This is a genomic window from Bradyrhizobium altum (assembly GCF_020889705.1).
Lineage (GTDB): Bacteria > Pseudomonadota > Alphaproteobacteria > Rhizobiales > Xanthobacteraceae > Bradyrhizobium > Bradyrhizobium altum.
Genome location: NZ_JACMYP010000382.1, coordinates 1 through 6,366 on the forward strand (window position 1 = coordinate 1; position 6,366 = coordinate 6,366).

Consider the following 6,366-nt stretch of genomic DNA (forward strand, 5'->3'; position numbering starts at 1 on the left):
TGGGCAGACGTCGGCGCTCGCCTCGAGCTTGTTCTCGGTCACCGACGCCGAGGGCGATGCGATCACCCAGTATGCGTTCTGGGACACCGGCGGCAACGGACACTTTGTGGTCAATGGTGTCGCCCAGGCCGCCAATGCCGAGATCGATGTCTCGGCGACGAACCTGTCGCAGGTGAGCTACGTGTTCGGCCCCGGCGGTTCGACGCCCGATACGCTCTGGGTGAAGGCCAATGACGGCAGCATGTGGAGCGCCTGGAAGAGCTTCACGGCAACACCGGGCCCCGACACGGCCCCGGTCGTTACCGCATCGAACGTCAGTGGCATTCACGACCATTCGGTCGCGGCCTCGAGCCTGTTCACGACCACCGATGCCGAGCACGACACGATCACCCAGTACGCGTTCTGGGACACCGGCGGCAACGGACACTTTGTGGTCAATGGTGTCGCCCAGGCGGCCAACACCGAGATCGACGTGTCGGCGGCGAACCTGTCGCAGGTCAGCTACGTGTTCGGCCCCGGCGGTTCGACGCCCGATACGCTCTGGGTGAAAGCCAACGACGGCAGCATGTGGAGCGCCTGGAAGAGCTTCACGGCCACCGCAACCAACCAGGCACCGACGGTCTCGGTCGCCAACGTCGTGACGGTCTCGGGGCAGACCTTTGCTGCAGCGAACCTCGTCACTGCGACGGACGCCGACGGCGATGCCATCACGAAATATGCGCTGTGGGATTCCAACACCAACGGGCATTGGAGCGTCAACGGAGCTACGCAGGCCGCGAATACCGAGATCGACATCACTGCGGCGCAACTTTCCCAGACCACCTATCAGGCCGGCGCGGGTACGGACCAACTCTGGATCCGTGCGTATGACGGCATCGCGTGGGGGGCTTGGCAGTCTTTCAACGCGACTGGCGAGAGCTCCGGCAGCGCCCACATCGCAGCGGGCGCCACCCTGGAATTGCCGGGGGCATCGAGCGCCACCGTCGCATTCCAGGGTTCGACAGGGACGCTGAAGCTCGACAATTCCGCGAGCTTTGCGGGAACCGTCGCCGGGATGACCGGTTCGGACGCGATCGATTTCGCGAACATCAACTTCGCGAACGTTCACACGCCGAGCTTCAGCGGAGACTCATCGCACGGAACGCTCACGGTGACGGACGGCACCGTCACGGCGAGCATTGCGCTGCTGGGCAACTACATGGCCTCGACCTTCACGACCTCGAGTGATGGCCATGGCGGGACCCTGGTTGTCGATCCGCCGGCGATGCAGGTCAGCCAGCTGGCGCAGCCTCAGCATGCGTGAGGCCTGAAGATGAGGCATGCGGAGCCACCGAGACAAGGTGGCTTCGCCTGCTGGCGATGCCCTCGCAGCGATCGCAGCAACTGATAGGCGCCGGCGCCACCGAGCTCCTGCGCCAGCTCGCCAATTTCGTGGAGTGCAAGAAGGGTGGCGTGGCAGACTTCTCATGGCGGAGACAACTCCGTAATTTGACGGGTCATCTGTCGGCTGCCAAGCGGGCCGACTGTTTCACACTGTGAACAACCGGCGAGAAACATTGAACTTTCTCGACCTGGACCTTGACGGCTTTTGGGCGAACTGTAAGCTGATCACGTTTTTAGTTCAGACCGGCGGTTTGTAATTTTGGATGACGTAGCAACTTGAATCTGGTTCGCGTCCCGCCAGCATTTCAACTGCTCTCCAAAACTCGGTGACCAAGACCCCGCGCCAAGTGAGTTGGTGACGGCTAGCGGGCGTTTGCTTCAACTGTCGGGCGATCGGCCAAACTCGGCCGCGGGGGCGAGTTGCCGGACAGATTTATTGGATTTCGAGATCAGTTTTTTCGGGGGAGGGGTTGATGGGTGTGAATGTTGCCAGCGGCAGCACCGTTTCTGTGTCCGATACGCAAAGCGGCAATACAGTCCAGGACGGCGGCACGCTTTACGTGCTGAACGGCGGCTATATCAGCAACACCCTCGATGTTGGCACCGTCGTTGTTTCCTCTGGTGGCACCGATTTTGCCGACACCGTCTCCCACGATTCAAATGGTGCCGGGCAGCTGTACGTCCTCGGCACTGTCATCAGCGCCGTGGTCAGCGGCGGCAATTTGGTCGTCGGTTACGACCAAACCTCATTCACGCTCGGTGCCGCAACGGCGATCAGCACGATCGACGATGGCCAGATGTCGGTCGACAGCGGCTCCACCGCAAGCAACACCTCGGTCGGCAGCGGTGCCAGGCTGTATCTGTTCGGCGGCACCACCAGCAACACCACCGTCGATGCCATCTACGGTGGTATGGAAATCTTTGGCGGCACCGCCACCAATACGACGGTCAAGAACGGCGGGTTTCAGTACGTCACCAACAACTACAACAACAACCCTGGCGCTTACGGCAGCGCGGTGGCGTCCAACACCACGGTGTCGGGAAGCGGCTCCGAGCAGATCGTTGGATTTCTCGGAGCCGGGACCGCAGTCAACACCGTCATTGCGGGTGGGATACAGTACGTCGGCTATGCCGTCTTCGGATCCGCGGGTATTGGTGTCGCAAGCAATACAACCATCACCAGCGGTGGAATCCAGTACATTGCGCCATACGGCTACATTGAAACCGGCACCGCCGTCAGCACGACGGTCACCGGCAGCGGCAGTATCCAATACGTCGGCAGTGGCCAATACAGCGGAAGCGCAACGGCGATCTCCACCACGCTGATCGCAGGCGGTGAACAGATCGTGTGGGGCGGCGGCCCGTATGGCCCCACCGCCAGCAGCACGGTGATCAGCTCGGGCGGTATCGAAATCGTTTCGTCCGGCGGCACCGCCAGGACCACGGTGATCAGCGCCGGCGGCAGCGCGACCGTTATGGCGGGTGGCGTCGCCAGCAGCACAGTGATCAGCTCCGGTGGCACCGAAGTCGTTTCGTCCGGCGGCACCGCAAGCGGCATCGTCCTCGATAGCGGCGGGACCCTGATTCTCATCGCTGGCGCCAATGTCACGAACGTGACCAGCAACGGCGGCACGGTCGTTATCGAAAGCGCCCCTGTGACCGTAAGCAGCGGATCGTCCTACACCGTATCGAGCGGCCAAACCGACACCGGTGATACCGTGCTCAATGGCGGTTCGATGTTCGTTGCCTCCGGCGGGACCGCTGTCAGCACCACCGTCAGCAGCGGCGGGCTTCTGACCATCAGCAAGGGCGGCAGCGACACCGGCACGACCGTCTCTTCCGGCGGCACCGAAGCGGTTGCGGGCAGCGATGCCAATGCCGTCGTTGGAAGCGGCGCGACGATGTTTGTCAGCAGCGGCGGCACAGCCAGCGGAACGCTCGTATCCGGGGGAACGCTTGACGTGCTGGCTGGCGGATTTGCCACCGGGACGACGGTCTCGGCGGGCGGCATTCTGAATGTCACGGGGACCACATCCAACACGGTCTTGGTGTTGAGCGGTGGCATCGAGAACGTCTCGTCCGGCGGCGTCATCCAGGGCACCATCAGCGGCACGGCCGGCACAGGAACGTTCGTCGCAGCCGGTGCGACGCTCAACGTCCTGGCCGGAGGCTCGGCCAGCATGATCAACGTGTCCGGCACGCTCAACGTGCGGGGCAAGATCACCAGCAATGTCACTATTCAAAGCGGCGGCCACGAAATCGTCTCTGCGGGTGGCTCCGTCACCGGTGTCACTGGTTCGGGCACCGCAATTTCCGGTGTGGTTGACGTTCTCTCCGGAGCTTCGTTCGAATATGCGACCGTCTTCAGCGGCGGTGACCTGAATGTCTCGTCCGGCGCGACGGCGGACCATATCTCCGTCTCGAGCGGCGGCATCTTCAACGTCGGCGGCACGGTCCTGAGCAATGTCGCGGTCTTTGCCGGCGGCATCGAAAACGTGTTCTCGGGAGGTGTGGTCACCGGCGTGACCAGCTCCGGAACCGGGATTTCAGGCGGCACGGTGAACGTGTCATCGGGAGGCGCAATCGACCACACGACCGTCAGCAGTGGCGGCATATTGAATGTTCTGTCCGGGGCGACGGCCCACCATGTGGCCGTCTCCAGCGGCGGCACATTCAAAGTGGCCGGCGCTGTGACCAGCAACGTGACGGTGTTTGCCGGCGGCACGGAAGCCGTTTCCTCCGGCGGGTCGACTGGTCCGGTGACGATTTCGGGCGGCGTGGTCGAGTTGCTGGCCGGCAGCGTCGCGAGCGGTGGCATCACCTTCAGCGGGTCCGGGGGGCAGCTCAAGATCGACGGCACGTCGATGCCGACGACGACCATCAGCGGGCTGGTCCTGGGCGACAGCATCGATCTGGCCGGGGTGACGTTCTCCTCCGGCGGCTCGGTGACCTTGCTCCCGGGCAACATCCTGCAAGTCACGGAGGGCGCTTCCTCGTATGGTCTGCAGCTTGATCAGATGCCTGGCGTGCGGTTCAGCGTCAGCACGGATTCCGGCAGCGGCACGCTGGTCACGACGCGCGCGGATATCGCTCCGGTCACGTCGGCGCCCAATGTACAGGCAACCGTGGGCGAAAGTTCGGCGGCGGCTTCCAGCCTGTTCAGCACCTCGGACGCCGATGGCGATCCCATCACCCAATACGCGTTCTGGGACACCCAAGGTAACGGACATTGGGTCGTCAACGGCGTCGCGCAGGCGACCAACGCCGAGATCGATGTTGCGGCGGCGAACCTGTCGCAGGTGAGCTACGTCTTCGGTCCAAGCGGTTCGAGTGATACCCTTTACGTTCGCGCCAATGACGGCACGGTTTGGGGCGGCTGGACCCAATTTACGGCAACCGGATTTGTCGACACCCCGCCAACCGTGAACGCAGCCAACGTGACTGCGGCGCACGGCCAGACGTCGATTGCCGGATCCAGCCTGTTCACGGTGAGCGATCCGGATCACGACACGATCACCGAATACGCCCTCTGGGACACAGGGGGGAGCGGCCACTGGGCGTTGAACGGCGTGGCTCTGCCTGCCAACACCGAGATCGACATTCCCGCCGCGCAACTGCCGCAATTGAGCTACGTGTTCGGGCCGCCAGGGTCAGCCCCCGATACGCTGTTCATCAAAGCGAACGACGGAACGTTGTGGGGAGCCTGGAAGGCGTTCACGGCAGGACCGGGGGTCGATACCGCTCCGGTCGTTACGGCCGCGAACGTGACGGCCGCCCATGGGCAAACGTCGGCTCTTGCGTCGAGCCTGTTCTCGACCTGGGACGCCGATGGCGATCCGATTACCCAGTACGCATTCTGGGACACCGGCGGCAGCGGCCATTGGGTGGTGAATGGTGTCGCCCAGGCCGCCAACGTCGAGATCGATGTTGCCGCGGCGAACCTGTCACAAGTGAGCTACGTGTACGGCCCGACCGGCTCGACGCCTGATACGCTTTACGTGCGGGCGAACGACGGAATGCTATGGGGAGGCTGGACGGCGTTCATGGCCACCCCGGGGCTCGACCACGCACCGGTTGTGACGGCACCGAACGTCACCGCCAATCACGGGCAGGCGTCAGCTCTCGCCTCGAACCTGTTCTCGGCCACGGACGCCGACAACGATCCGATCACCCAGTACGCGTTCTGGGACACCGGCGGCAGCGGCCACTTTGTGGTGAATGGTGTCGCGCAGGCAGCCAACGTCGAGATCGATGTTGCCGCGGCGAATCTTTCGCAGGTGAGCTACGTATACGGCCCGACCGGCTCGACATCAGATACGCTCTATGTGCGGGCCAATGACGGCATGCTGTGGGGAGGCTGGACAGCATTCACGGCCACACCGGGGCCCGACCGCGCGCCGGTTGTGACGGCACCGAACGTCACCGCCAATCACGGGCAGGCGTCAGCTCTCGCCTCGAGCCTGTTCTCGGCCACGGACGCCGACAACGACACGATCACGCAGTACGCGTTCTGGGACACCGGCGGCAACGGCCACTGGGTGGTGAATGGTGTCGCGCAGGCGGCCAATGCCGAGATCGATGTGTCGGCAGCGAACCTGTCGCAGGTGAGCTACGTGTACGGCCCGACCGGCTCGACGCCTGATACCTTGTACATCAGGGCCAATGACGGATTGCTGTGGGGAGGCTGGACGGCGTTCTCGGCCACCCCGGGGCCCGACCACCCTCCGGTCGTTTCGGCATCGAACGCGACCGGAATCCACGACCATTCGGTCACGGCCTCGAGCCTGTTCACGGCCACGGACGCCGACAACGACACCATCACCCAGTACGCGTTCTGGGACACCGGCGGCAACGGCCACTTTGTTGTCAATGGTGTCATCCAGGCGGCCAACACCGAGATCGACGTGTCGGCGGCGAACCTGACGCAGGTGAGCTACGTATTCGGCCCCGGAGGTTCGCCGTCGGACACGCTCTACGTGCGAG

1 protein-coding gene and 1 pseudogene are annotated in these 6,366 nt (G+C 63.7%); both read left to right on the forward strand.

Annotated elements, in window-relative coordinates; translation table 11 throughout:
• A pseudogene (locus H8B02_RS44225) lies at positions 1-1,303 on the forward strand (hypothetical protein); the annotation flags it as partial.
• Between the two features lie 553 nt (positions 1,304-1,856).
• Positions 1,857-6,366 (forward strand): AIDA repeat-containing protein (locus H8B02_RS44230; RefSeq protein ID WP_229172052.1); only part of this gene is annotated, 4,510 nt, incomplete at its 3' end.